Source organism: Pseudomonas sp. JUb52, assembly GCF_004341115.1.
In the GTDB taxonomy this organism is placed as follows: domain Bacteria; phylum Pseudomonadota; class Gammaproteobacteria; order Pseudomonadales; family Pseudomonadaceae; genus Chryseomonas; species Chryseomonas oryzihabitans.
Window position 1 is genome coordinate 162,749 of record NZ_SLYS01000004.1, and the last position, 17,689, is coordinate 180,437.

General features: G+C 68.0%; 10 protein-coding genes. 7 read left to right on the plus strand and 3 right to left on the minus strand.

The genetic code is table 11. The features are described 5' to 3' along the window. Positions 1-90: 90 nt before the first annotated feature. The gene (locus EC839_RS08720) at positions 91-963 is read left to right on the plus strand and encodes an undecaprenyl-diphosphate phosphatase (protein ID WP_007161259.1); all 873 of its coding nucleotides are present in this window, start codon (positions 91-93) and stop codon (positions 961-963) included. 188 nt (positions 964-1,151) lie between these two features. Here EC839_RS08720 and ompR read toward each other — a convergent pair whose 3' ends face one another. Next, a complete protein-coding gene (ompR, locus tag EC839_RS08725; protein WP_007161260.1) occupies positions 1,152-1,886 on the minus strand; it encodes a two-component system response regulator OmpR in 735 nt (244 codons plus the stop codon). Positions 1,887-2,061: 175 nt separating this feature from the next. Here ompR and EC839_RS08730 point away from each other — a divergent pair, with 175 nt between their 5' ends. From EC839_RS08730 to gshA, 3 genes are all read left to right on the plus strand, one after another. Then, complete coding sequence (locus tag EC839_RS08730) at positions 2,062-4,380, plus strand: Tex family protein (protein ID WP_007161261.1); 2,319 nt, start codon at positions 2,062-2,064, stop codon at positions 4,378-4,380. Positions 4,381-4,382: 2 nt separating this feature from the next. Further along, entirely contained in the window at positions 4,383-4,766 is a 384-nt protein-coding gene (locus EC839_RS08735; RefSeq protein WP_007161262.1) for a PaaI family thioesterase, read from the plus strand. A 210-nt stretch (positions 4,767-4,976) separates the two neighbouring features. Beyond that, a complete protein-coding gene (gshA, locus tag EC839_RS08740) occupies positions 4,977-6,554 on the plus strand; it encodes a glutamate--cysteine ligase (RefSeq protein WP_007161263.1) in 1,578 nt (525 codons plus the stop codon). A 635-nt stretch (positions 6,555-7,189) separates the two neighbouring features. Here the strand turns inward: gshA and argA are convergent. Both argA and argE read right to left on the minus strand, forming a co-directional pair. Further along, positions 7,190-8,488, minus strand: coding sequence for an amino-acid N-acetyltransferase (argA, locus tag EC839_RS08745; protein ID WP_007161264.1), 1,299 nt, complete (start codon positions 8,486-8,488; stop codon positions 7,190-7,192). A 163-nt stretch (positions 8,489-8,651) separates the two neighbouring features. Next, positions 8,652-9,812 carry an acetylornithine deacetylase gene (argE, locus tag EC839_RS08750; protein ID WP_007161265.1) on the minus strand — a complete coding sequence of 387 codons (1,161 nt, stop codon included), beginning with the start codon at positions 9,810-9,812 and terminating at the stop codon, positions 8,652-8,654. 170 nt (positions 9,813-9,982) lie between these two features. Here argE and EC839_RS08755 point away from each other — a divergent pair, with 170 nt between their 5' ends. The 3 genes from EC839_RS08755 (at position 9,983) to EC839_RS08765 (ending at position 17,687) form a co-directional block, all read left to right on the plus strand. Continuing rightward, the gene (locus EC839_RS08755) at positions 9,983-11,332 is read left to right on the plus strand and encodes an inorganic triphosphatase (RefSeq protein ID WP_007161266.1); all 1,350 of its coding nucleotides are present in this window, start codon (positions 9,983-9,985) and stop codon (positions 11,330-11,332) included. Positions 11,333-11,521: 189 nt separating this feature from the next. After that, positions 11,522-13,303 carry a GspE/PulE family protein gene (locus EC839_RS08760; RefSeq protein ID WP_007161267.1) on the plus strand — a complete coding sequence of 594 codons (1,782 nt, stop codon included), beginning with the start codon at positions 11,522-11,524 and terminating at the stop codon, positions 13,301-13,303. Between the two features lie 37 nt (positions 13,304-13,340). Beyond that, complete coding sequence (locus tag EC839_RS08765; protein ID WP_007161268.1) at positions 13,341-17,687, plus strand: PAS domain S-box protein; 4,347 nt, start codon at positions 13,341-13,343, stop codon at positions 17,685-17,687. Positions 17,688-17,689 lie beyond the last annotated feature (2 nt).

The following is a 17,689-nucleotide window of genomic DNA, read 5'->3' on the forward strand; positions in this document are numbered from 1 at the left end:
AGGATTGCAGGGTCCAGATAGGCCACCCGACACGGACACATTCGGATACATTTGCTTGTCCATTTCTTCCCTTCAACCTGGAGTTCTCTCGTGTCCGACATCTGCCAGACTGGCCTGGACATCGGCTTCGCCTCGCTCAGCTACGCACAGATTGCCTTTCTCGGCGTGGTGCAGGGTATCACCGAGCTGCTTCCCATTTCGTCCACGGCGCACATGCGAGTGGTCCCTGCCCTGCTCGGCTGGCACGATCCCGGCTCGGCGTTTTCCGCCGCGATGCAGATGGCTGCTCTGGCGGCGGTGATCAGCTATTTCTGGCGTGATGTCAGCGGCGTGACACGCGGCAGTCTTGCCGCCGTGCGCCAGCGCGACTTCAACAGCCCGGACTTCCTGCTGGCGGTGATGATCGTACTGGCGACCATTCCCATCTGCATCGCCGGTCTGCTGCTGGCGCCCCTGCTCAATGCCTGTGGCTCGCCGTTGCGGGGCCTCAGCGTCATCGGCTACGCCTGCCTGGCCATGGCCGCGCTGCTGGCGCTGGCGGAGCGGATCTGCCGACACAACAGAGACATCTCGCAGATGCGCCTGCGCGATGCGCTGATCGTGGGGATCGCCCAGGTCGGGGCGCTGATTCCGGGCGTGTCCCGCTCGGGCTCGACCCTGACCGCCGCCATGTTCCTCAATCTGCGTCGCGAAGAAGCCGCGCGCTTCTCCTTCCTGCTGGGTCTGCCGGCCATCGCCCTGGCCGGACTCAAGGAACTGGTGGTGCTCTGGCACGCACACATCCCGGCCGAAGCCTGGTCGCTGCTGCTGGTGGGTTTGCTGGTAGCGAGCCTGTCGGCCTTTGCCGCGATCTGGGGCCTGATGCGTTTTCTGGAGCGCTTCTCGACCTGGCCCTTCATCATCTATCGCGCGCTGCTGGGGATCTTCCTGCTCGTCGGCGTGCATCAGGGGCTGTTCGCCTGAGCCTATTCAAAGTCAGCTGCGCGTCGTCCAAACAGCGTTGAAAAGACCCTGGGTCGCCAGCCCGGTCGGAATGCTCATTTACGCTTTGTAAACTCCGCTTCCTCAGGTCTTTTCGCCTCGTTTGACTCTAGCTCGCAAGACTTTGAACACGCTCTGTATCGTCGACACCTAAGTGTGGCGGTGAGAGCTTACTTGCCGGCGCCGTCCGGCACGAAGACGTAGCCCACGCCCCAGACCGTCTGGATATAGCGCGGCTTGGACGGATCGGGTTCGATCATCCGACGCAGGCGCGAGATCTGCACGTCGATGGAACGCTCCAGGGCGTCCCACTCGCGACCGCGAGCCAGATTCATCAGCTTGTCGCGGGTCAGCGGCTCGCGGGCATGGTCGACCAGCGCCTTGAGCACGGCGAATTCGCCGGTGGTGAGCATGTGGGTCTCTTCGCCGCGCTTGAGTTCGCGAGTAGCCAGGTGCAGGGCGTAGTCGCCAAAGGTCACCACCTCGTCGGTCCCGGCGGGGGCGCCTGGCACCACCGGCGCCTGACGGCGCAGCACGGCCTTGATGCGGGCCACCAGCTCCAGCGGGTTGAAGGGCTTGGCCAGGTAGTCGTCAGCGCCCTGGTCGAGGCCCTGGATGCGGCTGCCTTCGTCGCCCTTGGCGGTCAGCATGATGATGGGGATGCGGTTGCCGCTCTCGCGCAGCCGGCCGCAGGCGGACAGGCCGTCTTCGCCGGGCATCATCAGGTCCAGCACGACCAGGTTGAAGACCTCGCGCGCCAGCAGGCGGTCCATCTGTTCGGCGCTCTCGACGGTGCGCACGCGATAACCCTGTTCGGCCAGGAAACGCTCCAAGAGGCGGCGTAGCCGGGCGTCGTCGTCGACGACCAGGATCTTTTCACCTTCCGGGGCAGCGGGGGTGCTCATAATGTCTCCTTGTGATCTAGCACTGGATTATGCCGTAGGCCATCCGACCGCGGCATTGGGCCATTGTTAGCAGATTTTGCCCACTCTGGGGCGGCGGTGCCGGCATGGGAGGCAGGGCTCTGGCGGGCTCGGGTATACTGCCGCCCGCTTTTTCTCGTGCAAGCCAGGTAGCCCGATGGATATCAATAGCCGCATCGCCGAAGAGCTCGGCGCCCGCCCGCAACAGGTCGCCGCCGCCGTGGCCCTGCTCGACGAAGGGTCGACCGTGCCCTTCATCGCCCGTTACCGCAAGGAAGTCACCGGCAGCCTGGACGACACCCAGCTGCGTCATCTCGAAGAGCGGCTGCGCTATCTGCGCGAGCTGGAAGAGCGCCGCGGCGCGGTGCTGGCCTCCATCGAGGAGCAGGGCAAGCTGACCCCCGAGCTGGCCCGCGAGATCAACCTGGCCGACACCAAGACCCGCCTGGAAGACCTCTATCTGCCCTACAAGCAGAAGCGCCGCACCAAGGGCCAGATCGCCCTGGAAGCCGGCCTCGGCCCGCTGGCGGAGGCGCTGCTGCAGGATCCGACCCTGACCCCGGAGTCCGAAGCCGCCGGCTATGTCGACGCGGACAAAGGCGTGGCGGACGTCAAGGCCGCCCTGGAAGGCGCCAAGTACATCCTCATGGAGCGCTTCGCCGAGGACGCCGACCTGCTGGCGCGGCTGCGCGGCGTCCTGCAGCAGGACGCCATCCTCAGCGCACGCCTGGTACCCAGCAAGGAGACCGAAGGCGCCAAGTTCAGCGACTACTTCGAGCATGACGAGCCCTTCAAGGCAGTACCCTCGCACCGCGCCCTGGCGATCTTCCGTGGCCGCAACGAGGGCATCCTCAGCGCCGCGCTCAAGCTCGGCGAAGAAGGCCCGGGCATCGCCCATCCCTGCGAAGGCCTGATCGCCGCGCATTTCGAGCTGAAGAACCAGGGCCGCGCCGCGGACAAGTGGCTTTCCGAGGTGGTGCGCTGGACCTGGAGGGTCAAGCTCTATACCTCCCTGGAAACCGACCTGCTCGGCGAGTTGCGCGAAAAGGCCGAGGAAGAGGCCATCGCGGTCTTTGCCCGCAACCTGCACGACCTGCTGCTGGCCGCGCCGGCCGGTCCGCGCACCACCCTGGCGCTGGACCCGGGTCTGCGTACCGGCTGCAAGGTCGCCGTAGTGGACGCCACCGGCAAGCTGCTGGCCACCGACACCGTCTATCCCCATGCGCCGCGCAATCAGTGGGACCAGACCCTGGCCACCCTCGGCGTGCTCTGCACCAAGCATGGCGTGGACCTGATCGCCATCGGCAACGGTACCGCCAGCCGCGAGACCGACAAGCTGGCCGGCGAACTGATCAGCAAGTACCCGGGACTCGGCCTGACCAAGGTGATGGTCAGCGAAGCCGGCGCCTCGGTGTATTCCGCCTCGGAACTGGCCGCCCGGGAATTTCCCGAGCTGGACGTCTCCCTGCGTGGCGCCGTGTCCATCGCCCGCCGCCTGCAGGATCCGCTGGCCGAGCTGGTGAAGATCGAGCCCAAGTCCATCGGCGTCGGCCAGTACCAGCACGACGTCTCCCAGCTCAAGCTGGCGCGCAGCCTGGACGCCGTGGTGGAAGACTGCGTGAACGCCGTGGGCGTGGACGTGAATACCGCCTCCGCCGCCCTGCTGGCGCGGATCTCCGGGCTCAACGCCACCCTGGCGCAGAACATCGTGCAATTCCGCGATGCCAACGGCGCCTTCGCCACCCGCGAGGCCCTGAAGAAGGTGCCGCGCCTGGGCGACAAGACCTTCGAGCAGGCCGCCGGCTTCCTGCGCGTGATGAGCGGCGCCAATCCGCTGGACGCCTCGGCCGTTCACCCGGAGACCTATCCGCTGGTGCAGCGCATCGCCGCCGACACCGGTCGCGACATCCGCTCGCTGATCGGCGATTCGGCCTTTCTCAAGCGTCTGGATCCCAAGAAGTTCACCGATGAGAGCTTTGGCCTGCCGACGGTGACCGACATCCTCCAGGAACTGGACAAGCCGGGGCGCGATCCGCGTCCGGAGTTCAAGACCGCGGTGTTCCAGGACGGCGTGGAAAAGCTTTCCGACCTCAAGCCCGGCATGGTGCTGGAGGGCGTCATCACCAACGTCACCAACTTCGGGGCCTTCGTCGACATCGGCGTGCACCAGGACGGCCTGGTACACATCAGCGCGCTGTCGGAGAAGTTCGTCAAGGATCCCTACGAGGTGGTCAAGGCGGGCGACATCGTCAAGGTCAAGGTGATGGAGGTGGACGTGCCGCGCAATCGCGTGGGACTGTCCATGCGCATGGGCGACACCCCCGGCGAGAAGGTCGACGGCAAGCCCGGCGGCCAGGCCCGCGGCAACGGTGGCAAGCCGCGCACCGACAAGGGCGCCCCGCGCCAGACCCAGGCCGCGCCGGCCAACAATGCCATGGCGTCCCTGTTCGCCAACGCCAAGCAACTGAGGAAATAGGCATGAGCGGTTCTCTCGCAGGCAAAGACAGCGCCTTCAGCACCCTGCTGGGCATGACCATCCACAAGGCCGAGGGTGGCGAGTCCGAGGTGCGCATGAGCGTGCAGGACACGCTCATCAACCTGCACGGCAAGCTGCACGGCGGTGCCATCTTCTCGCTGATCGACACCACCCTGGGGCAGGCCAGCCACAGCCTGTTCGATGGCCAGGCCGGCAGCGTGACCCTGGAATGCAAGGTCAACTACGTGCGTGGCGTGAGCGACGGCGAACTGGTCTGCCGCGCCCGGGTGATCCACCCGGGCCGCAAGACCCATGTGCTGGAAGCCCAGGTGCATCAGGGCGACAAGCTGATCGCCCTGGCCCAGGCGACCTTCGCCTGTCTGTGACCGGCCAGAGCGGGCGGCAGCGAAGCGGCGCATATCGCCCTTTGCCGTCGCCTGAGCTACGCTGGGAGACAACTGAGCGGGTTGCGGTCTGAGGCTTGAACCCGGACCGCAGCAGTGACTGCTGCCCCCGCGTCGGCCCTGGCCGGCAACCCTCATTTCAGTCGGTTTCTTCTACCCTGCCTGGGGCGAGTACCGCCATAGGAAGTCAACTTGAGCGATATCCTGTCCCGCCGCCTGGCCCTGCTCGGCGCTGATCCCACCCTTCTCGCCGAATGCCTGCACGGCATCGAGCGCGAGACCCTGCGGGTGGACACCCGTGGCCAGCTGTCCCGCCGCCCCCATCCCCGGGCGCTGGGCTCGGCCCTGACCCATCCGCAGATCACCACGGACTACTCCGAGGCCCTGCTCGAATTCATCACCCCCACCGGTACCCGCACGCCCGAGGTGCTGGACGCGCTGGATCGGGTGCACCGCGCCGCGGTCGCCGAACTCGACGGCGAGCGCCTCTGGAGCGGCTCCATGCCCTGCGCGCTGCCGGCGGAGGACGAGATCCCCATCGCCGACTACGGCAGCTCCAACATCGGCCGGCTCAAGCACGTCTACCGCCGCGGCCTGGCCCTGCGCTACAGCCGCACCATGCAGTGCATCGCCGGCATCCACTACAACTTCTCGCTGCCGGAAGCGGCCTGGGAACTCCTGCGCCAGCAGGAAGGTGACGCCCGCGATGCCCGCGACTACCAGTCGGCGCGCTACATCGCCCTGATCCGCAACTTCCGCCGCTACAGCTGGCTGCTGATGTACCTGTTCGGCGCCTCGCCGGCGCTGGACGCAGGCTTCCTGCGGGGTCGGCCACATCGGTTGCAGACCCTCGACGAGCGGACCCTGTACCTGCCCCATGCCACCAGCCTGCGCATGAGCGACCTGGGCTATCAGAGCAACGCCCAGGCCAGCCTGACGCCGGACTACAACGATCTGACCACCTATACCGAGAGCCTGAGACGCGCGGTGGGTACGCCCTACCCGCCCTATGCGGAGATCGGCACGCACCAGAACGGCGAGTGGGTGCAGCTCAACACCAACATCCTGCAGATCGAGAACGAGTACTACGCCACCATCCGTCCGAAGCGCGTCACCCGCAGCGGCGAGCGGCCGGTGCAGGCGCTGATGGCGCGCGGCGTGCAGTACATCGAGGTGCGCTGCCTGGACATTGATCCCTTCCTGCCGCTGGGCATCGATACCACCGCCGCGCTGTTCCTCGACGCCTTCCTGCTCTATTGCGCCCTGGAAGGCAGCCCACCGCTCAACGGCGAGTGCAGCGAATGCACCGACAACTTCGCCAGCGTGGTGCGCGAAGGCCGCAAGCCGGGCCTGCGCCTGCAGCGCCATGGCGCCTCGGTGACCATGATCGACTGGGCGGCGGAGATGCTCGACCAGATCGAGCGCTGCGCCGAGACCCTGGACGCCAGCCTGGGCGGCGACGCCCATCGTCAGGCAGTGGCGGTGCAGCGGCAGAAGGTCGCCGACGTCCGCCTCACCCCCTCGGCGCGGGTGCTGCAGGAGCTACGCGAACGCGGCGAGAGCTTCGCCGACTTCGGTTTGCGCCAGAGCGAGGCCCATGCGGCCTATTTCACCAGCCACCCGCTGAGCGCCGGCGAGCAGGCCTGCTATGCCCAGATGGCACGCCAGTCGCTGGAAGAGCAGGCGGAGATCGAGGCGGCGCCCCAGGGGGATTTCGATACCTTCGTGGCGGCCTATCAGGCGAGCATTCTGGCGACGATTGGGGTGTAGATACGTAGGTTGGGTTGAGACGGTTTCATCGTCGAAGCCCAACGTTGCAGTGCCAAAGAGCTTGTTGGTGCCCTAGCTGATTATCGTGTTCTGCTGGTGGATCTTGTTTCGCCCCCTCGGGCGAGTCACTTTTGCCAATCGCCGCAAAAGTAACCAACACCGCTTGCCCCGACCATCCGGCCCTACGCTGCGCTCCGGGTCCGCTCACGCCAGCGCCGTTCCGGGCTCGGTCCAGATGGGCCGTCCATGGCCCACTGGACCTCTCGCCGCATCCATGCGGCTCGACCCACTCCACGACGCTGGCGTTCGCCCTGCTGAACGGGGCGATTCGCAAGACTGAAAGTTTTGGTGGAAGAGCTGTGAACAACCCGTAGCCCGTAGCGTGGACAACGGCGAAGCCTTGTCCACTGAGCAACGGAGCCCATTAGTGGAAAACGCTGCGCGGTTTTCCACGCTACGTCTCCAGGCGCCAGCGGGCGAATCGATGGTTGATGAGGGCGCCTTCCGGCATCGATGCAGGAAGGGCGAGCTCCGCCTTGCAGCGGTTTCGGTTGGGACTGGCCGCGATGACGGTGGGGCTTGGCGGTATTGGCTTCGACGATGCAGCCGTCTCAGCCCAACCTACGGGCGCACGCCTACAAGCCCTTCTCGAAGATCTTCGAATTGCGCTGGAAGTTGTACAGCGATGCCCGCGCCGCAGGGAGCCGCTCCACGCTGCTGGGTTCGAAGCCGCGTTCGCGGAACCAGTGGGCGGTCTTGGTGGTGAGCACGAACAGGGTGCTCAGGCCGCGCTCGCGGGCGCGTTGTTCGATGCGGGCCAGCAGGGCGTCGCCGCGACCGCCGTGGCGGTAGTCGGGATTGACCGCGAGGCACGCCAGCTCGCCCGCCGCCGAGTCGGCGATGGGATAGAGCGCCGCGCAGGCGATGATCAGGCCTTCGCGTTCGACGATGCTGAATTGCTCGATCTCGCGCTCCAGCACCTCGCGGGAACGGCGCACCAGGATGCCCTGTTCTTCCAGCGGGCGGATCAGCTCCATCAGGCCGCCGACGTCGGCGATGGTCGCCTCGCGCAGGGTCTCGAAGGGTTCCTGGGCCACCAGGGTGCCGCTGCCGGCGCGGGTGAAGAGTTCGGTGAGCAGGGCGCCATCCTCGGCGTAGCCGACGATGTGGCAGCGACGTACGCCACCGCGGGTGGCCTGGGCGGCGGCGTCGAGCAGTTCGGCCTGGTAGGAGCTGCCCAGGCGCGCCAGATGGGTGGGGATCTGCTGCGGGCCGATCTCGCGGATCAGGGCGCCGTGTTCGTCCAGCAGGCCCGGTTCGGCGCCGTAGAGCACCAGCTTGTCGGCGCCCAGATCGATGGCGGCGCGCATGGCGACGTCTTCGCAGGCCAGGTTGAAGGTCTCGCCGGTGGGGGAATAGCCCAGTGGCGAGAGCAGCACGATGGTGCGCTCGTCGAGCAGGCGGCCGATGCCGCGGCGGTCGATGCGGCGGACTTCGCCGGTGTGGTGGAAGTCGACGCCATCCTGCACCCCGACCGGGCGTGCGGTGACCAGATTGCCGCTGGCGACGCGCAGCCGCGAGCCCTGCATGGGCGAGGCGGCCATGTCCATGGACAGGCGCGCCTCGATGGCGCTGCGCAGGCTGCCGACGGCATCGATCACCGCTTCCAGGGTCGGGCCGTCGGTGATGCGCAGGTCGTTGTAGAAGCGCGGCTCGATGCCACGCGCGGCCAGGCGCGATTCGATCTGCGGACGGGAGCCGTGCACCAGCACCAGGCGCACACCCAGGCTGTGCAGCAGCACCAGGTCGTGGACGATATTTCCGAAGTTGGGGTGGGCGACGCCGTCACCGGGCAGCATGACGACGAAGGTGGCGTCGCGGTGGGCGTTGATATAGGGCGAGGCGTGGCGGAGCCAGTTGACGTATTCGTGCATCGAGACGAAGACCCTAGGAGGATAGGCGGGAGGGTGAACGAGGGCAGGCAGGGCGTTCAGCGTCGTCGCAGCACGGGGGTTCCTCGACAGGGAGCGGATGGGCAGACAGCCTCAGTAGACCGTCTGGAGTTTACAAAAAGTCACGCCGGACGCGCGGGTCTGTTCATCGGACCGCTGCGGCCGCGCCCAGGCAGTAGTGGCCGATCAGCTGCTGCAGCAGCTCGACGGTAGGCGCGATCCGCGCCAGCGCCAGGTGCTCCTCGGGCTGGTGCGCGCAGCTGATGTCGCCGGGGCCAAGCACCAGCACCTCCTGGGTGATCGCCTGCAGATAGGGCGCCTCGGTGGCGAAGGCCACGGCCTCGGCGCTATGACCGGTGAGCCGCTCGGCCAGGCGCACCAGTTCGGCCTCGGCGGGCTGCTCGAAGGGCGGCACGGCGGGAAACAGCGGCTGGTAGTCGATCCGCACCCCGAAGCGTTCGGCGACCGGCAGCAGCCGCCCGCGGATGGCCTGGCGCAGGGCCTCGGGCTGCATGCCCGGCAGCGGGCGCAGGTCGAATTCCAGGGCGCACTGGCCGCAGATGCGGTTGGGATTGTCGCCGCCATGGATGCAGCCCAGGTTGAGGGTCGGGTGGGGCACCAGGAACAGCGGATTGCGGTATTCGCGCTGCCACTGGGCGCGCAGGTCGAGCAGCTCCCCCATCACCGCCTGCATGGCGTCCAGGGCGCTGTGGCCCAGGCTCGGATCGGAGGAGTGGCCGCTCTGGCCGAGGATGTCGATGCGCTCCATGAGGATGCCCTTGTGCAGGCGGATCGGCCGCAATCCGGTCGGTTCGCCGATCACCGCGGCGCGCCCCAGGGGGCGACCGGCTTCGGCCAGCACCCGGGCGCCGTCCATGGAGGATTCCTCGTCGCAGGTGGCCAGCACGATCAGCGGCTGGCGCAACTGTTGCCGGTCTAGGTCGCGCACGGCTTCGAGGATCAGCGCGAAGAAGCCCTTCATGTCGCAACTGCCCAGGCCGTACCAGCGATCATCGGCGTCGCGCAGACGCAGGGGATCGGCCTGCCAGAGGGCGGCGTCATAGGGTACGGTATCGGTATGGCCGGCCAGCACCAGACCGCCCGGCCCGCTGCCCAGGGTGGCGATCAGGTTGAACTTGCCGGGTGCTACCTCCTGGGTCTCGCAGGCGAAGCCCAGGGCGCCGAACCAGTCGCTCAGGCGGGCGATGACGCCAACGTTGGACTGGTCCAGGGCCGGCTGGGTGCAGCTCACCGAGCTTTCGGCGATCAGGGTTGAGAACAGAGCTTTCAGCGCGGGCAGGGTCATGCGGGGTCTCCTGGTCACGCCTCCATCATGGCGCCATCCGCCGCGCGATGAAACCTTCATGCGCCAGGGGTGCGGGACGGGCTAAACTAGCGCCCACGTTCTCGCCGTCCGTCGTCATGACGCGCTCGGCACGGAGCCGGACCGTTCTCTTCCGGCGCCAGGATCCTCCAATGGCCAAAGAAACCGAAATCAAGCTGCGCGCCAGTGCGGCCACCCTCGACGCCCTTCGCGATCATCCGCTGCTGAAGAAGCGTTGCAAGGACGGCTGGCAGCGCCACGAGCTTTCCAACTGCTACTACGACACCGACACCCGCGACCTGGCCCACGCCAAGGTCGCCCTGCGTGTGCGGCGTGATGGCGAGCGTTTCATCCAGACGCTCAAGAGTCGCGGCCAGAGCCTGGCCGGGCTGTCCGAGCGCAACGAGTGGGAATGGCCGCTGGCCGATGCCACCCTGGACACCGCGCTGTTCGACGACAGCTGCTGGCCGGCGGAACTGGCCGACCTGGACCTGCGCCGCCTGCAGCCGGTGTTCGACACCGATTTCGTTCGCGACGCCGCGGAGATCGCCTGGGGCCGGGGCAAGGCCCGAACCATCATCGAAGTCGCCCTCGACCAGGGCGAGGTGCGTGCCGGCGACCAGCGCGAGGCCATCGCCGAGGTCGAGCTGGAATTGCGCCAAGGCGAACCGGCCGCGCTGCTGGAACTGGCCGAGCAACTGGCCGCCGAATTCCCGCTGATGCCCTGCGACATCAGCAAGGCCGAGCGCGGTTATCGCCTGCACGATGCGGCGAGCTACACCCTCTACCTCTCTGCGCCGGAACTCGACGCCGAGACGCCGCTGGACGAGGCCGTCGCCCGCCTCGGCGGACACCTGCTGGCCGGCAGCCAGCGCCTAGCCGAACAGTATCGCTGGAATGGCCACTGGCGCCTGCTGGTGGACTGGGTGCACCAGCTGATCGACCTGCGCGCCCTGCTCGGCAGCCTTGGCCAGGCCGCTCCGCGGGCCACCAGCCGCGACCTGCGCCAGACCCTCGACGAGCTGCTCGCCGACTGGCGCCCGCTGGCCGCCATCGGCCAGGACGACGAGGAAGCCCGCCGCCAGGCACCGCAGCGCTTCGCCGCCGAACTGGAGCAGCCGCGCTGGGGCCTGTTCTCCCTGCGCGCCGCGCGCTGGCTGCACGAGCGCGCCTGGACCCAGGGCCGCACCGGCCGTGGCGAACGTCAGGGCGCGACGCCCCTGGGCCAGTGGCTGCCGCGCTTCCTGGCCTTGGAAGCGGCCGAGCTGCCGCTGCTACGCGCCATCACCGAACCGGAGCTGATCGAGCAGCAGCTGCCGCGCCTGGAGCGCATGCAGGTCTGGCTGCACCTGGCGCGGGGCGCCCTGGACCTGCCCGAAGCCGATCGGCTGTATGGCGAACTGGGCAAGCTGGCGCCGCTGAGCGCCCATGGCGATCTCGCCGGGGTGGCCGAGCAGGCGCGCCTGGTCCATGGCCTGGCGCCCTGGAAAGCCCTAGCCTGAGCCGCCGAATGGCGGGAACGCCTGGCGCATCCGGCCGTCCATCCTGATGGCACAAGGCCGCGAGCGATTCCTTAATACAAAATCGCTATGCTGGAGGAGGCGACCAACCTGGCGGGTAGCGCAGGCGGGTCGTCCCCGGTCAGGCACCGGGCGCCACCCCGAGTGCGACCACCTTTTCAAGGAGTCCAGATGTCCGCCATAGCTTCCCCTTCCGCTGATCGTTGGCTCGACCTGGGCGACATCCTGCGCGAGCTGGTCAGCCAGCAGCGGATCGACCAGCAGACCGCCGAACAGTGCCTGCTTCTACGCCGCGGCTCGGCCAATCCGCAGCAGCATCCGCTGGAGTTCCTGGCGGCGCAGAGCGTGGACGACCTCAGTCGCCCGGGGCGCAAGCTGGATCTGGACAGTCTCACCCGCTGGCTCGCCGAGTATTCGGGCCAGCCCTTCTATCGCATCGATCCGCTCAAGGTGGACGTGGCCTCGGTCACCCCGCTGATGTCCTATGCCTTCGCCCAGCGCAACAAGATCCTCGCCGTGGCAGTGAGCCCGGAGGAGGTGACCGTGGCCAGCGCCCAGCCCTTCGTGCACAGCTGGGAAAGCAACCTCACCCATGTGCTGCAGCGGCCGATCAAGCGCGTGGTGGCCAGCCCCGCGGACATCACGCGCTATACCCAGGAATTCTTTCGCCTGGCGCGCTCGGTCACCGGCGCCTCGGCGGTGGAGCAGAAGACCAGCGGCGTCGGAAACTTCGAGCAGCTGGTCAATCTCGGCGCTGCAGATGGCGAGCCGGATGCCAACGACGCCCACATCGTCAACATCGTCGACTGGCTGTTCCAGTACGCCTTCCAGCAGCGCGCCAGCGACATCCACGTCGAGCCGCGTCGCGAGCAGGGCGCGGTGCGCTTTCGCATCGACGGGGTGCTGCACACCGTCTACCAGTTCCCGGCCCAGGTCACCCTGGCGGTGGTCAGCCGGATCAAGAACCTCGGCCGCATGAACGTCGCCGAGAAGCGCAAGCCCCAGGACGGCCGGATCAAGACGCGCATGGCCGGCGAGAAGGAAGTCGAACTGCGCCTGTCGACCATGCCCACCGCCTTTGGCGAAAAGCTGGTGATGCGGATCTTCGACCCGGACGTGCTGCTCAAGAGCTTCGACCAGCTCGGCTTTTCCGCCGACGACCTGCGCCGCTGGGCCGGCATGACCGGGCAACCCAACGGCATCATCCTGGTCACCGGTCCTACCGGTTCGGGCAAGACCACCACGCTGTACACCACCCTCAAGCAGCTGGCCACGCCCGAGGTCAACGTCTGCACCATCGAAGATCCCATCGAGATGGTGGAGGACGCCTTCAACCAGATGCAGGTGCAGCCCAACATCGAGGTGACCTTCGCCAGTGGCGTCAGGGCGCTGATGCGACAGGATCCCGACATCATCATGATCGGCGAGATCCGCGACCTGGAAACCGCCGAGATGGCCATCCAGGCGGCCCTGACCGGTCACCTGGTGCTCTCCACCCTGCACACCAACGATGCCCCCAGCTCGGTGAGCCGCCTGATCGAACTCGGCGTGCCCTACTACCTGATCCGCGCCACGGTGCTCGGGGTCATGGCCCAGCGGCTGGTGCGGACCCTCTGCCCGGCCTGCAAGACGCCCACCGAACTGGACCCGGCCGCCTGGCAGGAACTGACCAAGCCGTGGAACGCCCCACTGCCCACCGGCGCCATGCAGCCGGTGGGTTGCCCGGAATGTCGTGACACCGGCTATCGCGGTCGTGCCGGGGTATACGAAATCCTCACCCTCTCCGATAGTCTGCGCGAACTGGTGACGGCGGATACCGACATCACCGCGCTGCGGCGGCAGGCGTTCAAGGAAGGCATGCGCAGCCTGCGGCTGTCCGGTGCGCAAAAGATCGCCGCCGGCTTCACCACCGTGGAAGAAGTCCTGCGCGTCACGCCTCAGAGCGAACGTTAGGTCCAGCAGCCCGCGAGCGGAACAAGGATAGCCAGCCGTGCAGACAACCGTCGTGAACCCTGCCGTGGGTGCCGAGGACGCCGAGCAGCGCCGTCGCCGCCAGGCGCTCCTGGCCACCTGCGGCCTGCTCGACGGCCAGCCGGAGCCGGCCCTCGACGACCTGGTGGAACTGGCGGCCACCCTCTGCGAGACGCCCATCGCCGCGGTCAACCTGCTTGGCGAGGAGCAGCAGCTGTTCATCGCCGAACGCGGCCTGGGCGTGGCGGAAATTCCCCTGGCGCTGTCCTTCTGCCAGCACCTGCACGACGCTCGGGAAGCGCGGCAGATCGAGGATTTGAGCCAGGATCCGCGCTTTACCGACAATCCCCTGGTGACCGATCCGGCCGGGCTGAGATTCTATGCCGGCGCCCCGCTGCGGACGGCCGAAGGCGTCTTTCTCGGCACCCTCTGCGTGCTCGACTGGCAACCGCGCGAGCTGAACGCCGCACGCCTGAGCGGCCTCGAACGCCTGGCGCGCCAGGTGCTGCGCCTATTCGAGACGCGGCTGCAGGCGGCCTCGCCGGCGCGGCACAGCACCCTCGACGAAACCCATTACCGCGCGCTGATGGACGTCAATCCGCAGATCATCTGGTTCGCGCGGCCAGATGGCAGCTTCGAATACGCCAATCGCTACTGGTACGAATACAGCGGCCTGAGTCCGGCCAGCGTGGTCGCCGACCCCGATCTCTGGGCCGGCGCCATCCATCCCGAGCAGCGTCCGCAGCTGTTGCGGCGCTGGCGCGAGGTGCGCGAGCAACGCGTCGCCGGCAGCCTGGAATTGCAGCTGCGCGATGCCGAGGGTCACTATCGCTGGTTCGAAACCCGCACCATGCCCTTCACCAATGCCAGCGGCGAGATCGAGCACTGGGTGGGCGTGGCCCAGGACATCGACAGCCGCAAGCGGGCGGAAACGGCGCTGCGGGAAAGCGAGGCCTTCGCCCACCTGCTGCTCGAATCGACCCACGAGGGCTTCTGCGCCCTGGATCGCCAGGGCCGCGCCACCCTCTGCAACCGCGCCTTCCGGCAGATGCTCGGCCTGCCCGAGGACCGCGACATCCTCGGCGAGCGCCTCGACACCCGGCTCAGCTCCGCCCGCAGCGAGGATGGCGCCCGGGCCCTGCAGCGCGCCGCCAGCGAAGGCGCCACCCTGCACCTGTCCGCCGACGCCCTGCTGCGCGAGGACGGCAGTCTGCTGCCGGTGGAATGGCGCGCCCAGCCGCTCTGGCGCGACGGCGAGGTCCAGGGTGCCATCTGCACCTTCGTCGAACTCAGCGAACGCATCCGCAGCCATGATCGCCAGCGCTTCCTGCTCGAACTGGGCGACCTGCTGCATGGCGTGACCCATACCGGCGAAGTCGCCTCGGTGCTGGGCGACAGCCTCGGCCACCTGCTCGCCGTGCAGCGCATCGGCTATGCCCGGGTCGGCCGCGACGGCAGCCTGACCATCGACAGCGACTGGCTCGAACAGGGCCGAACCCACCGACTCAACCTGCCCAGCCTGGCGCACTGGCACACCTCGGCGGTGGAGGAACTGCGCCGCGGCATCATCGTCAGCGTGGAAGACAGCACCCAGGACAGCCGGCTGGGCGAGATGCGCACCCAGCTGGTGGACCATGGCGTGCGCGCCGGCCTGGTGGTGCCCCTGCTCGCCGAAGAACAGCTGGTGGGTCTGCTGTTCCTCTATGCCGACACGCCCCGCCACTGGACCATCGGCGACGTCGCCCTGGTACGCGAGGTGGCCGAGCGCATCCGCATCGTCATCGAGCGCACCGCCGCAGCCGACGCCCTGCGCCTGGCCGAGCAGCGCATAGCCCTGGCCATGGACGTGGCCGACCTGGGCGTCTGGGACTATGACATCGACCGCGATCTGATCAGCTGGGATTCGCGCCTCGCCCATCTGGTCGGCGCCACGGAGCGCCGCTGCACCCTGCGCGGCGCGGCGCTGCTGCGCGCCCTGCACCCCGCCGACGCGCCCCGGGTGCGGGCCTATGTCAGCGCGGCCATCCAGGGCGGCGGCAATGCCTATGACCTGCGGCTGACCTTTCGCGTGCGCAGTCCGCGCCAGGGCGAACCGGTGTGGCTGAGCATCCGCGGCCGCGAACGCCTGGAGCCCGGCGGCCAGCGGCGGCTGGTGGGCATCGCCCGCGACATCACCCGCGAACGCCATGACGCCGATCGCATCAGCGAGACCAATCGCCAGCTGCGCCGGCAGATCGAGGAGCGCCGCGCCGCCGAAGCCCGCCAGCACGCCCTCATCGAACTGGGCGACCGCCTGCGCGAAGGCGACCCGGAAAGCGCCGGGGTGGCCGCGGCCCTGGAACTGGTGGGTACCCGACTGGGCCTGCGCCGGGTCGGCTATGCCCGTCTGGACGAGAGTCGCGGCACCTTCGTCCCGCACCAGATGTGGACGCCCAATGGCCACTTCGACCAGGCCCTGGCCTATCCGCTGCTCGCCCCCGACAGCCTGAGCAGCCAGGAGGGCGAAGCGCCCCTGGTGATCGACGACGTCAGCCAGGACCCGCGCGCCCAGGCCAATGCGCAGCGCCTGCTCGATCTGGAGATCGCAGCGCTGGTGGACATCCCGCTCTATGAAGACGGCCGCCTGCGCGCGCTGTTCGTCGCCCATGACCAGCGCGCCCGGTTGTGGACGGAAGGCGAGGTGCAGTTTCTGCGCGACGTCACCGACCGGCTCTGGTCGGCCATATGCCGGCAGCGCTCCCAGGACGCCCAGCGCGAGAGCGAGGGCCGTTTCCGGCTCATGGCCGACAGCGCCCCGGTACTGATCTGGGCCTGCGACGCCGACGGCCAGCTGCAATTCGTCAACCAGCGCTTCGCCAGCGAATTCGATCTGCACGACGCCGATCTGCACGACCAGGGCTGGAGCGCCCTGCTGCCGGACAGCGAATGCCCGGCCTTCGAGGGCGCCTTCAAGCAGGCCGTCGCCACCCACAGCGCCCTGCGCGCGGAGGTGCGGGTGTGCAATGCCCAGGGCGAATGGCGCTGGCTACGCCTGGAGGGCACGCCGCGCCTGGAGCTCGACGGCGAATTCCATGGCCTGGTGGGCTGTGGCGTGGACGTCACCGAGGCACGGCAGACCACCGACCAGCTGGAACAGCGCATCGCCGAACGCACCCAGGAACTTGGGCGCAGCCATGCGCGGCTGATCGCCGAGATCTACGAACGCGAGCGCACCGAGGAAGCCCTGCGCCAGTCGCAGAAGATGGAAGCCATCGGCCAGCTCACCGGCGGCATCGCCCACGACTTCAACAACATGCTCACCGGCATCGTCGGCGCCCTCGACCTGATCCGTATGCGCATCGCCAACGGCCGCACCCAGGACCTGGATCGCTACATCAACGCCGCGGTCAATTCGGCCGACCGTGCCGCCGCCCTCACCCACCGGCTGCTGGCCTTCGCCCGCCGCCAGACCCTGGACCCGCAGCCGGTGGACGTCCACCAGCTGGTGGGCTCGCTGCAGGACCTGCTGGTGCGCACCGTGGGCGAAAACGTCGCCCTGCGCCTGGATCTGGCAGCGGTCGCCTGGCTGGCCCACAGCGATACCCACCAGCTGGAAAACGCCCTGCTCAACCTGGTCATCAATGGCCGCGACGCCATGCCCGCCGGCGGCGAGCTGTGCATCGCCACCGCCAACCTCAGCCTCGACGCCGAGGCGGCGGCACGCGAATCCCTGACCCCGGGCGACTATGTGTGCCTGAGCGTGGCCGACACCGGCACCGGCATGCCACCGGAGGTCAAGGCCAAGGCCTTCGAACCCTTCTTCACCACAAAGCCGGCCGGCCAGGGCACGGGGCTCGGCCTGTCGATGATCTACGGCTTCGTCAAGCAGTCCGGCGGCACCGCGCGCATCGACACCGAACAGGGCCAGGGCACCACCATCAGTCTCTATCTGCCGCGCCATCCGGAGGTGGCGGCGACCGCCACCGATCAGCCGACGCTCAAGGTCGCGCCCCGCGCCGAGGCCGGCCAGACCGTGCTGGTGGTGGAGGACGAATACGCGGTGCGCATGATCGTGCTGGAGGTGCTCGCGGAGCTGGGCTACACCGCGCTGGAGGCGAGCGATGCCGATGGCGCCCTGCCGATCATCGAGAGCGATCAGCGGCTGGACCTGCTCATCAGCGACGTCGGCCTGCCCGGCATGAACGGCCGCCAGCTCGCCGAGATCGCCCGTGGTCGGCGCCCCGAGCTCAAGGTGCTGTTCATCACCGGCTATGCCAAGAACGCCAAGGTGCGCGGCGAATTCCTCGGCGAGAACATGGACATGCTGATCAAGCCCTTCGACATTGATGCCCTGGCGGAGCGCATCCACAGCATGATCCAGCACTAAGC